The organism is Chitinophaga sp. 01L420, from assembly GCF_056399985.1.
In genome coordinates this window covers 37,578-61,465 of sequence record NZ_JBFTSK010000012.1, presented here as the reverse complement: position 1 = coordinate 61,465, position 23,888 = coordinate 37,578, and the positions used below count along the sequence as shown (strand labels likewise).

Annotated in this window: 7 protein-coding genes; 1 reads left to right on the top strand and 6 read right to left on the bottom strand. The window is 46.8% G+C overall.

All coding sequences use genetic code 11. The features are described from left to right. Positions 1–9: 9 nt before the first annotated feature. From AC1DP6_RS13705 to AC1DP6_RS13690, 4 genes are all read right to left on the bottom strand, one after another. Positions 10–2,106 (bottom strand): TonB-dependent receptor, encoded by a 2,097-nt coding sequence (locus tag AC1DP6_RS13705; RefSeq protein WP_477055345.1) that lies wholly within the window; start codon positions 2,104–2,106, stop codon positions 10–12. A gap of 149 nt (positions 2,107–2,255) precedes the next feature. Beyond that, the gene (locus AC1DP6_RS13700) at positions 2,256–2,579 is read right to left on the bottom strand and encodes a hypothetical protein (RefSeq protein WP_477055344.1); all 324 of its coding nucleotides are present in this window, start codon (positions 2,577–2,579) and stop codon (positions 2,256–2,258) included. A 211-nt stretch (positions 2,580–2,790) separates the two neighbouring features. Then, positions 2,791–12,156, bottom strand: a complete 9,366-nt coding sequence (locus AC1DP6_RS13695) for a Tc toxin subunit A-related protein (protein ID WP_477055343.1) — start codon at positions 12,154–12,156, stop codon at positions 2,791–2,793. Positions 12,157–12,238: 82 nt separating this feature from the next. Further along, positions 12,239–20,032: a SpvB/TcaC N-terminal domain-containing protein gene (locus tag AC1DP6_RS13690; RefSeq protein ID WP_477055342.1), complete on the bottom strand. Its 7,794-nt coding sequence runs from the start codon at positions 20,030–20,032 to the stop codon at positions 12,239–12,241. A 415-nt stretch (positions 20,033–20,447) separates the two neighbouring features. Here AC1DP6_RS13690 and AC1DP6_RS13685 point away from each other — a divergent pair, with 415 nt between their 5' ends. Further along, complete coding sequence (locus AC1DP6_RS13685; RefSeq protein WP_477055341.1) at positions 20,448–20,894, top strand: hypothetical protein; 447 nt, start codon at positions 20,448–20,450, stop codon at positions 20,892–20,894. A 40-nt stretch (positions 20,895–20,934) separates the two neighbouring features. Here AC1DP6_RS13685 and AC1DP6_RS13680 read toward each other — a convergent pair whose 3' ends face one another. Beyond that, positions 20,935–21,633, bottom strand: a complete 699-nt coding sequence (locus tag AC1DP6_RS13680) for an ABC transporter ATP-binding protein (protein WP_477055340.1) — start codon at positions 21,631–21,633, stop codon at positions 20,935–20,937. 48 nt (positions 21,634–21,681) lie between these two features. Beyond that, positions 21,682–23,886 (bottom strand): TonB-dependent siderophore receptor, encoded by a 2,205-nt coding sequence (locus tag AC1DP6_RS13675; RefSeq protein WP_477055339.1) that lies wholly within the window; start codon positions 23,884–23,886, stop codon positions 21,682–21,684. Between the last annotated feature and the right edge of the window lie 2 nt (positions 23,887–23,888).

Below are 23,888 nucleotides of genomic sequence, written 5' to 3'. Positions count from 1 at the left end.
CCCCATACTCTATAGTTTTAATTTCAATCCGCCATTCACTACAAATCCATCCAGCGGGGCGTAAATGTCTCTGAATACGGGATGTGTTACCGTACCCATATAAATGCTATCAAAGCGCGTTTGCCGGGTATCCAGCATATTTTCAAAATTCACGAATATTGAAAACCGCTCCCATAATTTTTCAGCCATAAATCCACATAACCAGTATTGTTTCCCCATGGTGCCATCACTCAGCGGCTGCTTGCTATAATAGTATGCCTCCAGCCCAACTTTCCATTTATCTTCTATTTCATACATCAGCACATTGTTCAGCCGGTGACGCGCCGTTAAAGGATTGTCACGTTTTACTCCCTGCTCCGTTATCCGTGCATCTGTAAAAGTATATCCGATAAATAGTTTGAAATCCCCGTATCCCAGCTTTACATTGGTTTCCCAGCCTTTGGTATCCATGTAGCCATTCACATTCACCAGGTGATATGTGTTAGCCGCTGCGGCTTCCATTAATAACGGATTATTTATCCGCGTATAAAAAAACAGCTGATTAATACTTAAGCTTAATTTATCAGCAAAGAACGCTGTACGATAATTGATGTCGAAGTTTCCACCGTATGATTTTTCAAGGGTATTGTCGTCCGCATTGACCGGAAATACATTCCTGAACTGAATTCGCTCCGTTTCTTCCGTGAAAATAGTGGGCGTTTTATACCCCAAGCCGCCGCCAATACGGGAAGTAACTTTCGGTGAAATTTTGAAGAGCGCAGAGAGCCGCGGGAGCAATACAAAACCATAGTCTATTACGTAATCACCCCGGATACCTGTTTCCAGTTGCAGCCACTGGTTAGCCTTCCAGGTGTTTTGTATAAATGCTCCTACTGTTTGCTGATCATAATTCCTTTTGGGAAATGAATCTGCAGGATGCTCTTTAAAATTATCTGTATAATAATTTAGTCCTCCGATCCACTCCACGTTTTCATGCCGATTACTATAGGTTGCTTCTGAGTAGGACGAAAGTTGTTTACCATCAAAGATGTAGTCCGGAATGGTGATAGTGCGCTGGAAATTATTGAATGAATTTTTTACCGTCAGCGTACTATGCTCATTCAACTGGTGTTCAAATGCAAGTTGAGTAGAAAGTCTCGTACTTTTATTTCTTTCAAAATAACTATGTGTACTGTCGCCATGCCCTTTGATATATTTGATATCTCCGCCGGTCCTGTCTTCAAACACCCCATTTACACCTATATTCAATTTCGTTATAGGACTGAAATAAATAAATAGCTTTGGATTAATAACGTATCTGTCGAATTTCGGGATAGCGGTGAATGGCGTGTTCCCCGGGGCATATGGCTGATTGCTGTTGCGGGACGCAAAGACTGTTACGCCTACCTTCTCAAATTTCTGCCCGTAGTAACCACTCAAATCTAGTCCGCCGGCAGAAGTACCATTTAGAAAGAAACGTAGCTCCTTTTCTGCTGCCGGTACCTTTGATACCAGGTTTACAAGCCCGGCTATAGCACCGCCGCCATACAAAGTGGAGGCAGCGCCCTTTATTACTTCTACCTGTTTTAAATCCAGTGGCGGTGTTTGCAACAGTCCCAGTCCTCCGGAAAAACCTGCATACAAAGGAAATCCGTCTTTCAATATCTGTGTATATCGCCCATCCAATCCCTGAATACGTATGCTCGCGTTGGCAGAGGTGGCGGATACCTGTTGCGTTTGAATGCCGGTACTCTCATTCAGCATCATTCTGATGTCACCGGGTTTCATATTTCCTTTTTCTTCCAGCTCCTCCCCTCCTATAAACTCTACTCTTGTAGGAATATTCTGAATGGTTCTTGTACTGCGGGTGGAAGAAATTACTACTTCTTCTATGTCTTCTCCTGCATGCTCCAGTAATACCGTGAGCGTATCTGTTGAAAGTGGGAAATGAAGCGGCTGATCATATTCCCTGTAGCCTACAAAACGCACTATTAACTGATGCTGTTCACCTTTGATATCTGTGAATACTGCTATTCCTTTTGTATCCGTTTGTGTTCCGTTGCTGCCATTTATAAGTACCGTAGCACCAGCCAATGGCGCGCTGGAATTTGCATCTCTAACAGACACAATTATTTTATGTTGTGCCAGGCTCACGACAAATGAGCATAGCAAAACTGCTAAGAAAGATATATGTTTCATTCTTTGTTTGATAGTAAATAAAATGTACTTCACCATGCACTGGTGATCCCTTATAGTTATTGCGTCGTTCGCTGAAACTATGACAACCGGGGCGGCTGAAAGATGGGCAAGCGGGATTGAGAGATGGCCTTTTCTTTAAATGGGCGAAAGACGGATTGTTTCGTGGTGTATACCGGTTTTGTAATCCAGATGGTGGCCTCTGGCAATACTACCCCATGGCAGGTACTACAGGCGAAGAATGGAGAGCATGGGCAATCCTGCTTCTGGTGGTCCGTCTCATGTTGATGATGACCGCTCATCGCCTCTCTTGTTGTACACATGAAGTTATCTTCCTGGCAATCACAGGGGATGCCGGAAAGTATCACTACATACAATGAAAACAACAGGAGCAGCCATTTCATGGAGCGAAAATATAAAAAAACGAGGATTTTCTGTTCCCTATCCTGTAAACCCGTATAATTGATTGTCCTGATATACTAAAAAAGACCAGGTAGTATTGCTACCTCCTGGCCTTGTCCTATTATCCGTCCAGGTCTTCGTTCTGTCTGGAACAAATGCTCTGGTTCCGCTACACTGTATCAAATAAAAAATTCTCTGGCAGCGACTTCATGACTATTCCATCGTATAATTCACTACCAGCCATGCACCGGCAATAGTACCTTTTACCATAGCAAAATTCTGTACCGCAAAACTATAGTCGATGTGATCACTGGCCAGTTTTATATTACCTGTAATCGCACTAATCGGATCTATCAACTGAATCTGAGTACCAAATTTACCGGCATTCTTCGTCATGGCCTGGGCAGGGGCGCCGTTAACAGACACCATCAGGTTGCCGCTGTTACTGGTGAGTACAAACAATGCTACGCTCTGTACCGTTACTTTAATGGCACTGTTTTGTGTGAAGTAAGGTAAGACTGCTTTTGTTAAGCTGCCACTGAAAGTGCCGCTGCCATTCATAAAGGCATACCAGTTATCCGACATTTCATGCCGCAGATCAAACATGCGGAAGAGACCAGCTGCCGGCACGCTATCTACGATTTTCTTAAAGAGTATCTTGAGGTAGTCGGTTGTTTCCTTTTTGAACAATCCTCCCCCCTGCCGGGATGTATAACTTATCTGTATAATCACATCCGTGATACTCTGGTAATCGAATTGTGCCAGCGAGGAAGGATCATTCATTTCCAGGTGCCAGGAGCTGATGGCACCGGTACCTTCAAAAGGCAGGTACCGGTCGTCATGGAAACTTAGTTCAAACAACCCGGTATCATTTTGCGCATGGCTGGTGCCAATAGATTGAATAGCGCCAAGGTTATAAGTAAACCGGTCGTCGCCTCCTGCTTTTTCCACGTATTTATCATACGCATCTGCTCCTGCAGGGTTTAGCTGCGTATTCCTGCGGTATTTGTTGCTGACCTGCGACAATGTACAGGATATTGATACCAGTGGTCCACTGATACAAGGTATACTCACAGAAATGGCTTTAATACGGCGCAGATAATGACCCGGATAATCCATATCGAATAACATTTCCGGGATATTGATATCGCACTGACCTGTATTACGCAGCTGCAGCAGGGCTTCTGGTGACAATGCTGCTACTGAAATATTTTTGGTCAGTTCAAATTCACGTTGGTTATTATGAAGATAGTTGGATTCCAGCCGTTTCACATCGAGCAGGAGCCGATCACCGGACAGGAGTCCTTTTTTCATAGTATCCCAGTAGTTATACTGAATCACATTGCTGTCTGCCGCCAGTTCAAACTGATAGCATTGTTCCGCTTGTTTGGCCATGGCAAATGCCAGCTGATATGACTGGAAGTAGAGCGTACTGATTTGCCCTGTCATCCATGCATACAGGTCTTTGTTGGTGTACTTACTGGTCATGAATGTATTTACTTCCTGTGCCTGTTGTATCCTTAGCTGTTGGGTGGTTGTTTCCTTCACAGCAATGTCCTTCCGGATATCCGCCACTACTATTTGCTGATCCATCTGTTCCAGTTCAAGGGAAGCCATGTCTTTCTGCAGGCCCCACTCGTCCATTCTACGCTGATACGCACCTATGTTACCAATAAGGCTGGAAGTAGAATGCAGGATGCCTGCGATGCCACGGAACAGGGTACCGAATTGCCCGGTAGAACTACCCACATTATTACCACCGAAAGAGACAGTCACCACTGGTGATCCGCCAAAACCGGCACCACCACCGGTGATGATCGGTATCATATGGGTGCCGCCAGAAGTGGCATCCAGTACGGTGGCTACTATTTCAGATATGATAGCACCTGCCGAAATACCTGCCTGTGCTATTTCCCAGCCATTCATAAAGTCACGGCTGCTGTAGTAATCGTATTTTTTCTGGGAAATTGCCTTGGTTTTCCGTAATGCTTCGATCGACTGTGTTGCTTCTTCCACCTGTACCTGTCGGATCAACAGTAACTGCTGTTGTAATTTTATTTCTTCTCCGGCTCTTAACAATGCCAATGCTTCATTGTCTTTCTTTTCCAAAGCAGACAACAAGGCTGCGCCTGTGGCTTTCACCTGTTCTGCCAGTTCAGTGGCTTTCTGCAGTATTACACGGAAACGGTATAATGGCAACGGCGCATTGAGCATACTGGTAACAGTACTGATATCCAAACCGGCGGCGGCAGCACGCACCAGCATACCAGGATCTATCGGCGGTGCAAACAATGCCAGTACACGGTGTACGCCATTGATATCTTCACTGTTCCGTATCTTGTACAACCTGTCATCAATCGTATCCCAGTAAGACAATAACTGCTCGTTAGCCGGTATGCAGAAGTAAAGGGAAGAAACCGTATTATGCGGAGTTGGTAATTCTGCTCCCTTATGCGGCAACACATTCAGGTCGGGTACCAGGTTTTCCAGGTCTACCATGGCGTTGCTGAAAGCATCCAACTTCACCTCCAGCTGATTGTAGGTTTCATCCGGAACGGGTACAACAGGCGGAATGATCATTGGCTTTGGTCCGAGCAGCTTATCTGCCAGGATATATAACTGTGTCGCCTGTACGAGCGATTCCATGGTATTCTGCATAAACAGGTTGTCACCCCAGGCGATCAGGTTGTCGAGGTATTTCATGAGCAGCGCCTTTTGATAGGCCAGCGGCCGGGTGCGGGCTACTTCATGTGGCATAAACGGATTTTCCCGCCAGCTCTCTACTGCATTAACCAGATCCTTGTAGACGGTACCGGTAGGGTCACTCGCAATGTCATTCATGATGGTATCAATACGTTGAGCCACGTAGTCAAAGAATTCATGGAAAGGCTTGGTGATCCAGTATTTCTGCGGAGCGCTGCCACCTGCGCCTCCAATAGGATTAAAGATGTAGTGATACCATTTACGTGCTTCTTCAAACCGCTGATTCTGGCTTAACTGATTGCCTATGAAGAAAGGCAGGTGATAAAATAATTCCCAGTTGTAGGATGAATAACTTCCGTCCGCATCAAAATCGATATTCTCTACCGGGTAAGGTGTTGCTACCGGTGATTGCGGCTGATAGGTGGTATCAAATTTAAAGCTGTTCACCTTCGACTGTACTTCATACGTCATGATAGCCGGCAGTCCTCCCTTGTACACGGTACTCTTGATATAACATACCAATGGGTGATAGAAGTTGCGGAACATCAGCTGCGGCTTATGTTTCTTATAAAAATCCCATTCCGCTGTGAGCCGGATATACTCCGTATCTGCGTGCAACTGCTGCAACATTTTATTGAAGTCATGCGCCGGATCTGCTATCAGGATTTTAACATACTTAACGACTAACGCAATGAGGTCAGTAACGAATTTGTAAATATCACTGAAGGTGCGCGCATCGGTACCATTTTCACCGAAGAAGCCAGGTATGATCACGTATTCCCTGGATCCATCGGCATAAAAGAACGGCATAAAACTGGCCATCGGCAGCACCAATCTTCTATGACCACCAAACTCGTTATTGGTAGGGTAGCTATTCTTAGCTGACATCAGCTCGAGTGCTACATAAATCCAGTCGATCAATGAGAACTCATGTGGATACGTAATCCGGAAGATGCCCGGGGTGGCATTAAGAACAGGATCAAAGTTGTAAGGACTTAATATGCTCCTCATCGAGAGGGTATCAAGTGATCTGCTGTCGTTTTCCCGGTACTGCATCTGCAGGAATTTGGTATCCATAAAATCCGGGATAAAATCGAGATAAGGAAGCGACTGATCGCCCCAGTAAGCCACTTCAGGGTAACCTTTACATCCGGTAAGATTGAACATACCAATAGCATGGCTATCGAAAGTGCAGAGAATACCATAGCCCACCGCCCCCATGTCGAAGTCCAGCATACGGAAGGTATCTTTCACCGGATTGAGATCAGCATAATAGTTTGTGTGCAATACATCCTGTGAAGTCCGTTTGGGTTGCCATACCCCATTGATACATTCACTGGTGGCCAGCTGTATTTTATACCGCTTCAATGGCGTTGGCGTTGCCTGGTTGATAGGTGTGCTGGGAATAGACACGCTCTGGCCTTGTTGTATTTCTTCGGTGGGCAGGTGCCAGGCCAGGAACAACCGGTTGTTAAGCATATATGCCAGCAGATGATCACCGGAAATATCCACATCAACTTTTGTCCATGGCTCCCACTTGCGTTCTTTCACTCCTGTTCGGTAGTAGTAGGTACTGCCTCCGCGCACCCGTGCAATAACGTGCATGGTATAAGTACTTACATCGTAGTAGCAGGCCCTTACATCGAGGGTGGCCACATCATCCAGTTTTTCCAGGTAATGTATGGCCGCTGTTTCTACGTTGTCATCTGTCACTTCATTTTGTTGCAGCTCAGAGATCAGGTCGGCAAAGAAATAGGATTGGTCGGCACGTAGTTCAGGCAGTATCCAGTTTTCCGGGTACAGGAAAATTTTCCGGTTGGCTACCCATACCTGGAAATTCTTCATCCAAATCCATTGGCTCCAGCCGTCATCATTCGTTACATCTGCAATAGCATCTGGTTCCAGTGCCATCAGACAGCGTTGTATGAATAGTTGAAGTATACCGTGTGCCATGACAATACGGGAACTTGGCTGCCCGGGTTGCATCATTACGTCCATGAGGAAATAGTCGTACAGATCATTCGAACCGTTCAGGTCAGGGTTAGATGCCAGCAGATAAGCAACGAGTGCATCTCTTTTCCGCGGACGCAACGCATCTTCCACCGGCTGAATGACGTTCAGCCATTGTTTGTCATCGTATTTATTACGCAGCGCCTGTGTGATCAAAGCTGCTTCCACTTCCGTGAGTACAGGCTGGATGAACTGTGTGGCCGTGGCCGTTGGTACGCCCAGCAACCGTAATGCCGCCGTAGCAGCTTCCAGTCGCAGATAGGTAGCGGGAAGTTTAAAATCTGCCGGGTACGTATAGCCGTACCAGGTAGTAAGATCACTGACGTCGGCAGGATCCCATCCTGTGAACAACGTGAGGGTCTGGAAAGTATCCGGCTGTGAAGCACCCGATGCCACCTGTCCCCATACATCCGTCCAGGACAACACCACATTGGCATCTGCCGGACTTTGTACCGTTCCATAATTTTGCATCAACAACAGTGCTTCCTGCCATTTTACCCATTTACCAAAATCAGCTGCCGGCACATCTCCCGTATACCGAAGCGTATCAGGTTCTAACCAGCCCATAGTAGCATTATTCTGCAGGAACCATTGCAGGTCTTTTGCGGAAATGCTGATCTTACTGAGATAACTGACCATCACCTTCAGCAGGCGGGTAGCCCGGTATTGCGCATCAAATGCAGCGGGTGTTATCAGCGGCGGAACTGGCGGTGTACTTACAGTATCAATCAGCGAATCGTCCGACAGGATGTCTCCAAGCAATGCGGCAGGGCCAGGGAATTTCAGTGCCCCATATTGCAGCAGTACCAAGGTGATTGTATCCGTTGTACCAAATGTGCCTTGCACCGCATTGTACAAAGCCGTTTGTTTACCGGCATGAAAAAGGTAAATGGAGATGGGCGTACTGAATGACTGTATCAATGCATTCTGGGCGGCAGGCAGACCAGGATCCCCCGGCAACAACGCCAGCAACGCGGTAATTTTAGCCTGGATATCAAGAGTACTGAAATAACCTCCCAGGTTGGCATCTACATATGCCTGCGGCGTAAGTGTATCCGCGAAAGCACCGCTGATGATAGCCATGATCTTATCGACCACCGCAGCAGTCAGACCGGGTAACAGGCTCATTTGTTGTTTGAGTCCATTCTTGTTTTCATCAGGAGACAATGCAGCATTAAATCCCGACCGGGTAGTATTGAAGGCCTGTTGATACGCCGTCTGTAAAGCAGTCAGCCAGATGGTAATGGTAGCATCCTGCATCGCTAATAAGCCGCCGGGATCACTATTCTGCAGGAACCATTGCAATTCACTCACCGTGAAACCTGCCGTCTGCATAAACCGTACACTGGCCACCAAAGCGCTGGTATCAGCAGGTGTGGTAAATAACGGTAAAGCAGACAACGTACTGAATGTAAACATATCCGGCAACTTCAATCCGAGCAGGTTGGCCAGCAACGCATGACGATACAGGAAGGCCAGGTTGTCGCGCGTCAGCGTGGTATCTGCCGGGTTTAACCGGCTAATGAGAAAAGTAATATCATCTGCCTTCGCTTTCAGGCTTAATCTCAGGGTAGTAAGATGTGCATTTAACGTATCACGGGTACCCAACGGCAACAGCTCATTAGCCGCGATGTTTTTAATTGTAAATGCTTCATCTATCGGATTGGTCGCGATCCTGTTCAGGTACACGGAGGTATATAATGCAGCTGGTTGCTGTCCATAAAAAGACAAGGCCTGTTCCAGTGTAATACCAAGACTGTTTTGCAGTTTGAATAGATCTACTATCACCACCAACGTGGCATCATTAAGTTGTTGATTACCCAACGCAGTATACATGATCATACTGTTCAGGTTATCCATGCTAACTCCTGCTTTCCGGTATAGGCGCAGGAAACGGTGCATACGATCCAATGCCGGTTCATCCAGGTTGGCAATTATTTTCTTTGCCGTATCACAGGTATTATCCAGGTGCTGGATAAAGAGATTGTTACCAGGATTAATGAAAGACTGATTCAGCAGTTGTTGCAGGTCTACATAACTCAATCCGCTTTTCTTTAAAAACACATCGACCTCCTGCAGAGTAGGCAGCAATGGAAGAGCGCCTGTGCTCCAGTAGACAGCCTGTCCGGCGGTAGTAGTATCAGGGGTAACGATCAGCGTTCTTTCTGCCGGCGATATTTTCAGGTACACAGCTGCTTTGGAAGGAGCATCCGGACCTGCGGTATTACCCAGGGTGTTCATCAGATCGGCCCGTTCGACACCTACAATTTCCAGCAGACTATTGCCTCTTTCCTGGTAGATATCAAACGGAAGCCCGAAGGAAATATGTGAGATTGCGAGCGTATCATACGCATCCCCATTTACATATTCCGGCGCAGCATTTAGTTCGGCAGCACTCAGGTGTGTTTGCCGCAATTGCCTTACCCGCCAGCCGGTACCTTCTGCGGATATTTTGGTCGTACTTTTTGCATCCCGCAACATATAAGTATCTACACCGGCAGCGGAATATTTCGGATACAGCAAAGCCTCATCAGTCACATTCTTTATACCGTTATCTGTAAGACCTTTCAGCAGGTGGGCATTGATTTTTCCTTTTACCATGTCGGCGGTAAAAGTGTTATCCAGTAATATGCCCAAATCGGGATTCACAGCATCTTCCAATACTTCGCATACGAGATCGATATAAGGAATGGGGGTATTGGCATTATCACAATTGAGATCTATATCGCCGATGTCCGGACGTCTGGCAAACAATACGTCTTTAGCCGTTTTGGTGCCATTGGCCAATAAGCGGTTCTTCAGGAACTGCAATACATCTGCCAGATAAGCAGCCGGGCCATACACCGATCTGCAATCCATGCATTCGCAAAGATCTATTTCCTGGAACAGGCTTTTCAGGTTAGGGAAATCTTTCGATATCTGTTCTATCTTCAACGACAATGCTTCTCCATTCAGTGCTTTCAGTTTACCTGCACCGGCATATTCCTTCAGTTCTGCACCGAGTGTTATCGCGGCGGTATGGATGTTTACCGCTTTCTGATAAACGGCGGTCGCTTCCTTTTCGGTAAAGGTCTGATCTTTACTATACCTGCTAACGAATTGTTTCTGTCCTAGTCCTACAATGTGATAAGCTGCTGTTAACTGATCATCCTGTAATTTTTTTGCTTTGCTATAATCCGGTGTGAGCTTATACAGTCTTTGCAGGGAACGCAATTGTGCTTTGGCATCGTCAGACACTTTCGTATCCTTCAACTGTGCATCTATGGAATTACCACCAAGATCTACATCCGGCAACTGTTTCAGTTGATCCATTGCTGCGGGTTGATCTCTTTTGAAATCAGCCATAAATGCCACATGCGGATATTTTTGCCGGAACCGGCTTTGCAGTATAGAGGCATGCATGTGTAATGCATCTTTACTGGCGGTCATGCTGGCTCTTAGCTGATGATTGGGAAGGCGGTTCAGCAAATCTTTCCACTCATCGGTAGATAGTGCAGCCAGTTGAGATACGTCTTTTTCTTCTTTTATATTGGCCGTCTCTTTTACGTGCTGTATCAGGGTTTCATCGGTGCCCAGCAAACTGGCGATATTAATATCTACAGTTGCTCCGTGCGCTGCGGTGGCATTAAGAAAGGGATTGGCAGCTACCAGGTTGTTCAGCAGTTGCGGTAGATTGCCAAAAGCATTTTTACTGATCAGCTCTACCAGGTTTTGGTAAGATCCGTTTTTGATACTACCCACAATCAGGTTAGCCCATTGCTGTGGTCTTTCTTCCTGTATATATTTTTTTGCTTCTTCCCGTAAGTCCAGTAACTGACGCAGCAGACGAGCTAATGTTTTACTGATATCGGGGATGATATTTGCGGCGATAGCATCCGAAATCGCAGCCTTGATGGTATCGGAATCTATCAATGCCGTTTCATACACCAATGCTTTCACATCTGAGGAAATGCTGATGGCCACACGTGTGGTCAACCATTGTTGCAGGTCATTCTTTAATAAGGTACCTTCCCTAAACAGGCCATAGAAGAAGGCCGGTTCAAACTGAAACTGTTGCTGGATTTTAAAGGACAGCGCCAGGTATTCGATGCGGTTATAATCGATACCTGTTTCCCGGCTAAGGAAAGTTACGTCCGGGTGTGCCGTTGTTTCTTCCAGGGTATCCAGTGTTATTTTGCCTGTTACGGGAGATAATATCTGCAGATAGTTTTCGTATTCACTGAGCGTACGTCCGGCTCTTTCTTTCAGGTGGATATCGATATTCACTCTGCTGGGCGCGTTGAATACAACATCGTTGATACCTGTTTCAAACAGTAGTTGTTTTTTCTGATATACTCTCATCAGTATATCTGCGCTTTCATACTCATTTTTTTCCACCACCTTCTGATCGTAAGGAATGCTGTATTTTCCGTCGGAGTCGGTGATCGCTTCTCCTAAAGCAGTTTCGGAGCGGAGGTCTTTATCAAATGCCTTCACCGTAAGGCCCGGGGCCGGTGTATTATCGGGTTGAAAAACGGTGCCTGTTACGATGGCGCTTTGTACGTTGGCGCGACTACCTTTTGCTTCCACTTCCAACACTATTTCTTCCACTGCTTCATGAACATTCCAGCTTTTGGTATCGTGGCTGCCGGAGAGTATAATTTCTTCATGCCAGATCCGGAAATAGATTTGCGGATTATGCCGGAGTAATTCCTGCACCAGGCCTTCGTTGAAAGTCAGCAGAAACCGGCCATTTTCGTCGGTCATTCCTTTGGCGAGCGGCACATTGATAAGTGCTTCTGTGCTCCAGGCCTCAATCCTCAATCCTTGGAGGGGGTGGCCTGTTCGGGAACTTTTAATGTGCCCTTTGATGAGGTTTGCTTTCATTTTTTTGGAATTAGAACAATGAAGATGGATTTACAGTGTACCGTGGCAGCCTGTTGGCTACCACGGTACCGACTACACGTTTTTATTGCTGCGCCTGTACGCCTCCTACCGTGGCGGCTGCGGGAGCAACCACATTAGGTGTCAGGCTAAGATATGGGCTCAGATAAGCCGGATTGAATACTGTCGGAGTAGCAAGTCCTGTCATAACGGGTGGCAATACGGGGCCTGTGAGATGTGTGCCCGCAAAGCTCACAATATTGTTGTAATCTGCAGCACCTACAAAGTTGGTGTAAGCAGTGATACTCCGTCCGGTTTCATTGGCCAGTGCCTGCACTGCTGCAGGGTCATGTGCCACGTTACAGGCAAGTACTACCGCTCTGCCTCCTGCAGTGCTTTGTATGGTAGGTGCCAGCTCTGCCAGCGGTACCATAGTACCTCCTACATCCACCATTCCGGGTATGCCATGTGTACTTAATACCTGCACACCTCTTGGCACAGTGGGGGCAAAAGTGCTGGCCTGTCCTGCGAGGGCAGGATCGGGAGACAGCATCCGATAAGATCCTCCGGAGAACCTGGATATACCAAACCTGGCGACGCCTGTTCCCAGCTCTGCAACATTGCCGATCAATGCACCTCTTTCCAGTCCTCTCTCTCCATCTACTGCCGCACCTACTGTACCGCCTACCAGTCCGCCTGGAGAACTGAGGGAAGACACTGTACTCAGTGCATGAGACATTTCCTGGTCTTGCGCAGCAGTAGTACCACCACTGTAGGAAACGCCCAGTTGTACGGCGCTGGCAGTCGTTACTGCGATACCTCCGGCTGTGGCCATGGCACCAGCTGCCAGCACCAGCAAAGGTGTGGCTGCACCGGCAGTAAAGATGGTCAGCAAGCCGGCGCCCAGCAATAACAAACCAGTGAGTAAGGTGGCACCACCGCGGCTCCAGAAAGAACGTTCTCCTCCGCCGCCTCCACCGCTGCCGGTACCTCCGGGCGTACCACTGGAGCTTCCTCCGGGAGTTCCCTGCGGGCTACCACCGGGACTACCGCCTGGGCTACCGCCAGGACTACCGCCTGGAGATCCGCCCGGAGATCCGCCAGCCGCACCACCCGGCGTGCCGGTGGAGCCACTTTGCGGGTTCGTATCCGGAGGAGGCGCTCCTGGCGCGCCTCCGGAAGAGCCTCCTGTTGGCGGCGGCGTAGTACCACCACCAGAGCCGGAGCCGGCCCCACTTCCACCTGGGTGAGTGGCGCCTGAACTATGGGAACTGCTGCGACGTCCACGTGGTAACCGGTAAAGATTGTCATCACCGAAATTCCATCTTCCACCAGTACCACTCGCATTTGGTACCCAGGTAGGCATTCGCCGGAAACCATAGCCCTGTCTTCTTAAAACCCTGGCAATATCTGCTTCCGTTTCATGACCCGTGGCATGACCGCGAATCGTTACCCCGTCCATGCCGGTAGGATCATGTTTCATCACAGGATTATTGGAACAATAACAATACAAATTCAGACCATCCACAAATCCCGCCGGATCGCTGCTGGTCCAGCGCCCCAGCCAGGCCGCATAGTAGCGCGCGCCTACATAATAAAAGCCCGTTTCCTCATCTCTTTCCTTACCACAGAACCGGTAACGTTTCATACTGAGGTCAGCCCCGGGTTTCGCAATGCGGTAGGCCGAAGTACCAAAAGGGTGATATTCTTCATAGGAAATCACTTCCCCGGCAGCATTAGTTTCCAGTACGGCCGAACCAATCAGGTTGCCATACTGATAACGTATCACCGGCACGTTTAGCGCCGAACCCGGATCGCTACCCAATGTATCAATGGTTTTGGTATCCACCTGGGCAATAGCACCGGCATTATCGGCCACCCGCAAAGTATAGCGCTCAAAATCAGGTGCTCCCATACCTGTGCTTTCACGGTAGATCTCCACAGCACCGAAGTAAATACGCTCCAGTTTTCTTCCACCAATACGCTCAATAATTTTCCGCGCCCGTTGTCCTCCGGAACCGTACACATAATATGCATGACCACCGCCTCCCAGGTTCACCGCACTTAGCTGCGACTGGAAATTCCAGGTGATGCTGTTGGCACCCGGCAAATGTGGCATGGAAGTCATATTGCCTCCGGGATTATGCACATAAGTACCAGAGAATACCCCCGGTGCATCTCCCGGCATACTGGTCGCCTTCAACCGGTTGGTGACATTGGAAGGATCATCTTCATATTCATAACGATAACGTTGTTGCCAGGTAGCCCCGGTAGCGCTGTGTTTCAGCGACTGAATATTACCACAATCATCAAAAGCATACTGCTCTGTATATATCCGCACCGCCGTACTGTTATTCATTTCCGGCAATTGCGGAATGAAGGCTATATCTGTATTATTACGCTGCGCATCCATCGATAAACCCGAGTGCTCTCTTCCGCTGGCTTTAGTCAACTGGTAAATAGCATCGTATTCAAACAGCGACTCCGGATACACCACGGTATTTTTAAAAAAGTGGGTTTGCTGCGCATCATCCCTGATCTGGGTGATATTGCCCACTGGATCGTATGTGAATGAAATGTTTTGCAGGGCTGCAGGAGTAGTATCCGTATCTTTCTGCAATGTTAACAGGTCCGTTAAACGGAAGGTCAGCGGATCATAGAAATATTTTGTCACGGTACCATTACCATATTGTGCCATTTGCCGTTGTCCTCTCGCATCATAATCCTGGCTTTTCAGGAATGGAATAAACGCACCGGCACCACCAATTTTCACGTTCAGGGTGGCAATAAAATTAGCTTCATTATACGTTGGCTGTACTACAGAGTTATCTGGCAAAGTAGCCGTGACAGGACGATTCAGCGCATCAAATGTTCCGGTGGAAGAATAAGTGGCTGTTTCCAGCAGTGGCTCAGCGGCAATGAGAATATCCGGTATAATGATGAGCCCTTTTAAAGGGGTCCAGTCTATGAGTTGTTTATAATCCTTGGTTAACCTTTTCTCTGCCTCGGTGACATTACCTTTGAAATCAATCTGCTTAATAGTGCTTACACCGCTCTGATCATATACCTGGTATACCTTTCCCTTCATGTTCAGTAATCTGGCCTGTGCATCGGGAAACAGATCACCATACACCACACGCGCAAACAACCATTCAATAGCACCTACTTTCAGGTAACTGCTCACTGGCCGGTCCAATGCATCAAACTCAAAGCGGTAATACTGACCAGCGGCATTCCACATTTTATAAATGCGGCCCTGTACATCCTGGAATACCCATTTATCTCCTTTCTCAGCAGTATTGGAATACATAGGTGCACCGGCCAGGTTGCTCACACCATGACTAACGAGGCGGTTCAGCTGATCAAACGACTTAGAATACCTGCCCAATGGATCTGTTTCTACCCATACGGCCGTTGTTTTACCACCGCCGTAATCTGATATCGTCATCAAAGGCCGGCCAATGGAGTCTGCATGAAAAGTAGCTGGTGTATGGTTATGCCGGGCTGCCAGCCATGCCGCCCTTGTTTCCGGATCAGATGGTTCAGGATCTGCCGGCAACGGGCTACCACGGTCACTGTACCATTGGCTGGCCACCACGTTATCATTTACATCGAAAGAGCTAAAATACCAGGGATTAAATTCAATATTGGAAAAAGTGCCATTGGGGAATACTGTTTTTATTACCCGGCCGGTAGGATCGTAATATCGTGTTGCCGTTGCACCGGTTTCCACCAGTTCACTTTCAGATTCGTAATCAGAAGTAGTACTGAAATAAGGTTCATATTTTTTCACCACATTTCCCTTATTGTTATAGATCGTGCGGCCGTTGCCGATCCAGCGGGGATTGGCGTCTACTTCATCTACGGTGTGGGTAACAGGATTCCAGACTTTGGCTTTACCTGGGTTCACTTGATTCTTAGTCATGATCACACCACCGTTGCCATTGGAATAAACGTAGCTTTCCTGCCACCGCGGATTGGAGGCGCCATGTTGTTCCCTGCTGAAGCAGTGTACATAATTGGGTTTTCCATTATTCACCCAGTTAAAAAGATCATACTCCATGCGGTTGGTAGGATCTGCCAGGGTATCCCCATCACTGCTACCCGCCTTCCCCATGACAGCTATTTTAACAACAAAGCCCAGTTCATCTGTTTCCACCGCGGAGCGGTTTCCGTTAGCATCGGTCAGGAGCCACGGCTTCAGTACCCGGTAATCATTATCTGCTGTCACCGTGTTACCGATAGCATCCGTGCTACTTTCCACCAGTATATGCAACGCATCATACTGCATATGATGTTCCCGTCCGAATACATCTTTTGTTCCCACCGGGATATAAAAATCAGCCGCCGGTGTACCAGAAAAAAGATCTATACCAGAAGGCGCCCACCAATGTGTATCGGCTTCCGTATGTGTGTAGCCCGCATCTGCCAGCATCACCGGTGTTACTTCTGCACCGTAATATTTGGTGACCAGGTTTTGTGTAAACGTGAGCTGGTATTTTTTATGTACAAAACCCAATGCGGCCAGCGTTCCCAATGCCAATGGACCGGAGAGATCATCTTTCAGATAATAGATCCGCCCGTGAGCGGATAATCTTTTCTGAACACCACCGGTAAATTCTTCTTCATATTGGATAACTGTGGCCCCCGGAGCGCCTGCCAGATTTATTTTATGCAGATAAAAACCGGGAGGGAGAGCAATGCCTGCTATTTCATATGCTTTCGATTCACATAGCTCACGGAGGCGATAAGTATCATCTCCTATCACATCTTTCGTATACGCTGTTTCATTGTAGGTGATATGCAGCTGTCGCTGTTCATCCCATACTTTATCGGGGATATCGTTGGGGGCTACAGGCCTGTTCAGCCGCGGATATAATACTGCAGCAGCTTTGGTGGTATACCCCAGATCGTCTGTTTCCAATACAAATGAATGTGCAATACGGGGATCGCCCGGGTTTCTCTCATAAGCATAGGTAATACTTTCTGATGGCAACACCAGGAAGGAAGCATATCGGTTGCTGCCTTTGGGTTGTATCAGTCGTATTTCGTTGTTGGCCTGCATGGCAGTATAAGGACACGACTGTTGCAGACTGCCATCAAACGCATATATCTCTGTGCGCAGATGTTGTCCTTTACAGGCCCTTAGTGCCTCATGAATTTCATACGGCTGCAAACCTGCCGGCAGTATGGGCTCCGGCATATCGTAAGCGGTAATAGTACCGTTAAAATATTCTGCGGCACACTGATGCAACAGGCGCTGATTGGCCAGGTAAGCACCTGTATGGAACCAGGAGATGCTGGTAACAGGCGGCTGGTGCAGATCTTCTTCTACTACATTCAGCGCCACATTCAATTTAAACTGACTGAATACTTCCGTATCATTTTGCTCTACCCGGGCAAATCCCCGGAACTCCTTTTCTGTTGCATCGTAGTAGCCGTGGCGATAGCTGTAAGTATTGGTAAAAATGGTTTCCCTGATCTTGTCGGTGGTCGTTACGCGGGAAATGCAATGTACCGGGAATGGTAGTTTCGTTATCCAGGGAATGCCTTTTGACTTATCTTCCAGATAGTAAAATGTGGAAGATTTGTATTCGATGGTGACCTCTTTGCCACAGTTATTTTTATACCCGATCAACAAAGCAGGTTGCTTACTCCCCATCAGATCGATATACTGCAGTGGTTTGCTGGCTATCGGAGACGCATATACGACAGCTGCCGTACCAGCTCCCAGGAAATCCATAACGGAGATATGGGACATATTATCCACTGCCGGAAAAGCCGTGAGTACTTCCGGGGCAGCTGCCCATTCGTTACCGTTTAAGTTCATCCATATACTGAAATTATTTTTACCCAGGTAAATAATATCAGTGGTACCGGAGCCATCAACATCGGCCAGTCTTAAAAATGCAGGATTGAACTGATCGGGGTGATCAAATACCGGTGCATGATCCATGCTCACCTTGGCACCAAAACGGCCATAACCAAGGTTTGGCCAGTAACAGATTTCTCCGTTACGTATGCGTACAATATCTGTCAGCGCATCTCCACTCATATCCGCGAGGAAAATACATTGTTCCTGGTCTGCAAAAACAATGGCAGGCCCCTTTTCTTCATCAGCAGCTTTCATCACTGTTTCCGGCACTTGAAATCCTTTCTCACCCATTCCTGCATACCAGCGAAACTGGTATTCATCGGTATAGAGCATATCAGGCATATGATCTCCGGTGAGATCAATAAAACGCATGTTCTTTTCTTTCGGATAAAGTACCGGCGTTTGCTCAAAATACCTCATCCCTTCCCACCCGGCATCTTCTGTTAGTTTGAAAAAACCATTGTATTGTTTATCTACCTGTACGAGGTATTTGATTCCATTCCCTTCCAGCTCCTGTATCATTACTCCTTTGTTGAGTCCTTTATAAGACGGCTTCGGAGCTACCGGCTGCGCAGGAGAAAACTGTCCATTACCGAGATTGGATTTATAATACCATCCGCCTCCCTGTTCTGTCAGTATACCTGCAATCCCTTCACTATAGAGATCTACCCACAGGTAAGTTTTATCGTCTATACCTACCGGCGCATGTACCAGGTTATCGGCACTTACAGATTGTACACTGGTATTCCATTCATGGGGTTGATACTGCAGTTCCAGTTCAGGGAAATATTTTGTGCGATAAGTGTTCGTGCCGGCATCCCAGAGATGTCCGTTTTGCCGGGCCCTTACCAGGAAAGAGAAGCCATTTACCTGATCACCGTTGCCGGTCAGCGGAAGCGCATCGCCATAAAACAGTTGCAGTGATTTTACCAGGCAAGGATTTACCGGCAGCAGTGCATCCGGGAAGCAGTGAAACATCATCACCCTGTTACACCTGCGATAGGTACGAATCTCAAAGCCTGAGCGATAGGTAGAAAAAGGATCTTTGCGGCAGGTCCAGTTGCTTTTCTCCTGGTCAATATCTTTCGGGATATCGACGGCGGTATCATGTTCACCATAATCAAAAATCACTTTGAAGAGAAAATCACTTTCAGCTGGCAGCGGGTCACCCAGGTAATACGCCTGTTGATTACCGTATAGTACTTTTTTGATGTATAACTGGGTGCAGTGATGGAGCCGGTTAGTTTCATTTTTTTGAGCCGGAATACCGGCGAAATCTTCTTTTTTATATACCAGTTGCACCAGGTTTCCTTTGTCGTCATGTGTGCGGCAAAGCAGCCATTTAAACACCCGGTTTTCGTTGTCGGGATCAACGAGCCTGCTGTCTGCAGTAAAGCCGTAATAAGAGGTATGATTGTCGCTGGAAATTATCCGCCAGTGTACCAGTGTGGAACTGATGTCTGTCCATTCTTCAATACGGGTAAATGAACCTTCAATTCTCGGGCGGTAACGCATAACGGAATAGTTAATACCGTCTACCGTTCTGGGGACAGGTGTATTTTTCCATTCGCTGCCATTCCACTCCAGGAGAGGGATCAGGTCTTCTGCGCCGGACAGCACGAAGATATCTGATTTCGCAGTGTCCTGGTAACGGGGCAGGCCGTTTTCCGTTCTGCGGCTGATAGCAGGGATGGTAATTTCCCATCCCAATCCGAAACTGCCATTACCGCTACCGGAATGATAGGCCAGGTCAAAGCCGGGCAGGTATCCGTTGCGACCTGGACTATATGGAATGGGGATGGAAAAAGCGGCAGTGCCGGAAACTGCATTGACATTAAATTTCTCGTCTACACCTTTAATGGCGCCGCCTCCTTTGGGCAATGCAACAACGGGCATCTGAATGTCGCCGGAAGAGGATGAGGCTGAATCGTTGCCGGATGAGAATACGCTCCGTCCGGGATAATCCGAAGGATTACCCGTTTTTTTGGGGTCATGAAGAGGCATAATCTACTTTTTATTTTAGGGTTTGGGGTTCCTGTAATAAAATTAAATCTTTTCTTGTAACGATGGACGTTTTTTTTCTGTTGTGCAAAAAATTAACGTTTGGGTTCCAAACAGCCATGCGTATATAGTACACAAAGTTGTCGGATGTATAAAAGGCCACACCAGTTAAATATCTCTCATATTATGGCAGGCATGAAGACATGATTTTCTTCTTTCAAAAAACGTATATTCGTAAACGTTATCGGTCATTTTTATCTCACCTTAGATAGCCACTTCTTTTTCAACAGATCGTGTATTATAGTTACGAACCTGGAAAATGTAAATATAAAAATACCCCTGCGGCAACACCGGTGGCTTTCGTATATTTGCATTTTCAATTGTACCTATGTCCATGAAACATCTATCTATACTTTTCTTGTCAATAATTTTTTGCCTGACTGGCTTTACCGCCCAAAGCCAGTCTGCATGGAAAACATTTAAGCATAAAAATGGATATACCCTACAATTACCCGATTATTTTAAAGAAGGCTCCCTGGTAGCAGGTGGTACGCTACAGTGGTATCCCACAAAATTAGACAATGACATATCCGTTACGGTTGAAATGTGGGGAAATGGGACGCAGGAAGAATTACAATCTTATTACAACAATGACCTGAAATCAGAGAAGGGCATTACCTACAAAATAATAAAACCCACCTGGTATGTGATCAGTGGCCATCTAACCGATGGCATCGAGTTTATCTTCTACCAAAAAAGTATTATCAGCAATGGCGCGCTGTATCATCTGCGAATCAGGTATCCTGAAAATCAAAAGCAACTGTTTGATAGTATACTGGGAAAAATAGCTGCTTCTTTTAAATAGTCTCACCTCTTCGCTGTATTGCTGTGATTGAAAAGATCGCCTAACTCACTGTTTCAATATACAACCGCTGCATATCGTTGGCATCAAGTCCTGCAGCTTTGCAGGTATGCACCAGCTGTCCGCTTTTCATGATTCCTATATGTGTACCGATGTTAACAGCATTAAAAATATCATGGGTAGCCATTAAAATTGCCTTCCCCTGTGCAGTGAGGTCTTTTACAATAGCGCTGAATTCGGCGGTAGCTTTAGGATCCAGGCCGGAGGTAGGCTCGTCCATAAAAATCACATCTGCATTTTTTGCGATGGCAATTGCAATACCTACTTTTTGTCGCATTCCTTTACTATGGTTGCCTACCGGCTTATGAAGTGCCGCCGGCTCCAGTCCTGCCCTGATCAGGAAAGAATTTAATGCCGTTTTCTGATATCTGAATCCAGCTATCCTGCTAAAAAATTCAAGGTTCTCCAGGCTGGTCAGATTCGGATATAGCATCACCACTTCCGGGATATAAGCAATATGCCTACGGGTATCCTGGCTATCTGCCTTTACTTTTTTCTGCTTAATAAATGCCTCCCCTTCCGTAGCTGCAATAAATCCGAGGAACAAATTGATGGTGGTTGTTTTTCCTGCACCATTTTGTCCAAGCAAACAAAATGCTTCACCGGCAGCTATATTCAAATCAAGGTGATCGAGCGCCAGATGCCCATTGTAATTCTTTGTTAGTCTACGAGCAACAATCATAGTACATCATTTATAGTGCCACGGGGCGTCCCCGAGGCACTATCCGGTTTATAATTTTATACCTATTGTAAATTTAAAATTCACAGGATCTCCTTCTATAAAGAAATAGTTCACCGCATTGGGAATCGGGTAATCACTGCCAATGTCACCGGATGCCACATATCTTTTATTCAACAGGTTATCTACCACCAGGCTTGCATAATAATGTGACGCGGAGAAATTGATACCAACATCAAATTTTGTGTAGTCAGGAAGATTAACATCCTTTGTATAAGTACTCCGTTTTACCTGGGTAGTTTGCCCAAGACTTACCCCAATTATTTTATTTCCTTTCAGCGGCATACTGTATTGTACCCATGTATTAATGATCTCTTGGGGTGTGCCTGGTAATTTGTTACCTATCAGGGCAGATCCAGCGGTATCTTTAGTAATCCGGGCATTGACAAAGGTGTAATTGGCGGAAACGGATATGCGGGAATTTACGCGACCTAAAATATCCACTTCTATGCCATCACTGGCATATTCACCAATCTGCCGCTTAAAGTTGAGTGCCGCATTTTGTACATCTGGCATCAGTACATTACGTTTAACAGTATGAAAGGCATTGACAGAAGAAAGTAACCTGCCTCCGTACCATTGTTTCTTTACGCCCAGTTCAATATCATTGTTCCGTTGCGGATCTACGGGTACGCCGTTGGATTTACCCGTTGCTTCATTAATGCCACCTCCCGCTTTAAGACCACTTTGTGGCACAAAAGACTGATCATATAAAAAGAAAGCAGAGAAGGTACTATCTATCAGGTAAGTGAGTGCAGCCCTCGGTGAGAAGGCACGTTGTGAAAATAAATTCTCTTTTGCCGGCCTTGATGGCGTTACTTTCTGGATAGTTTTATTATTGTACCAGGTAAACCTGCCACCCAGCGATAATATCCAGTGGGGGGTAAATTTTATGTTGTCGTATACATAGGCAGATTCATACGTCAGGTTATTCCTGAATACACTTCCTGCCCCAGGGTTCATGATGGCTACGGAGTCCCTGTTTACGGTATAGTCTAATTTATTTCTGTAGAGAGGGAAGGTATATAGTCCAAATCCTGTTTGAAGACTGTCCCTGCTGGAAGTAATATCACCTCCGATAATAAGCAGGTGAGTGAATGCACCAGTGATGACCTTTCCGTTAAAATATAATTGAGAAGCAAATGTTTTTCCACCGATCGCAGCATGACTGGATAGCCTGGAGGTTTGCCCCTGCTCATCAAAGCTCACGCCTGTATAGGTTTCAGAAGAAAGCATGCTCCAGGTATCGTAGGGCGACAGGTTATATTGTGATTGTGACGTCAGTTTCCAGTTGCTGTTAATAACATGGCTAAACAGTAGCCGCATTGTTTGCGCCTGGTAATATGATTTAGGTAAACCAACAGCCGCACCGTAGTTCAGGCCAATCCCATCATGCAAGGCGTCTGCTGCTGTCCGTATCTTGGTAATATCAGACCCATTTCTGGTTTCACCCCTGATAAGATCGTATTCTGCTAACAGGTAGGTGTTGGGCGTAAAATTATATTGCAGCACAGGCGCCAATACATACTTATCCGTTTTCAATTCATCCAGGTAGCTGTTCCTGTGCTGGTATGCGGCATTAAAGCGATAGGAAAATCCGCGGCTTTTCACGTTACTTCCTGCATCTACGGCAATCCTTCCCATACCAAAACTACCTGCGGTGGCGGTTACGTTCAACAGCCGGCTGCCAGGCGTTTTGGTGTTGATATTAAGTGTGCCGCTTGCTTCTCCTACGGAGTTTACAAATCCCGCCGGTCCTTTGATCACATCCACACTTTCAAATAATGCCTCATCATCGAGCACCGCGCCGTAATTGGCGTGCCGGGGCATGCCATTGATAATAGAATAGGCACTGAATCCCCTTATTTGTATAGACGATGAATGATCAAAGGGTGTGCTGTTATACCCGAAGTATACGCCGCTGGCGTTGCGGGCTACATCTTTCAGCTCCAGTCCTCCCTGTTGCTTTATCAGCTCCGCTGAAATCCCTATAATATTCTGCGGCATCTCTATGTAAGATAGCTGTTGCTTCAGCGAAGCAGGCAAAGTATCTTTTACCAGGTTCCTGTTTTTCCTGGACAATACATCCACGGCACGTAAGTCACGGCGGTGAAGCGTACTGTCTTTACGTTGTGCGTTTACCACCGCAGTATGCAGGAAGCAGGCCAGGCAAAAAAAATAATGCGTTGTTCTCATTT